The sequence below is a fragment of the Paenibacillus sp. EKM301P genome (assembly GCF_011800295.1).
Classification (GTDB): Bacteria; Bacillota; Bacilli; order Paenibacillales; family Paenibacillaceae; genus Paenibacillus; species Paenibacillus polymyxa.
Genome location: NZ_JAALFM010000172.1, coordinates 1 through 221 on the forward strand (window position 1 = coordinate 1; position 221 = coordinate 221).

The 221-nt window shown below is 49.3% G+C and carries 1 protein-coding gene; it reads right to left on the reverse strand.

The genetic code is table 11. The annotated features are described in order from the left end of the window. Positions 1 to 221 (reverse strand): condensation domain-containing protein (locus HFD99_RS25400; protein ID WP_167438893.1); only part of this gene is annotated, 221 nt, incomplete at both ends.

Consider the following 221-nt stretch of genomic DNA (forward strand, 5'->3'; position numbering starts at 1 on the left):
CTTTTGAAGCAGTAAGCCCCAGGCTGTTTGCAGTAATGTATTCGGGGTCACGTGGTACTGCTTGGCTACCATTTCCAGGCGTCCTGTCAAATCCTTACCTAGATCGCACAGCACATGCTCAAATTGTGCACCGTCCGCTTTCGTGCCGACTTTTCCGGTTGGAATCGACGTTTGTTGATCATAGCCCAGCAAATAATCTTTCCAGTATGAGGCTGCTGCTT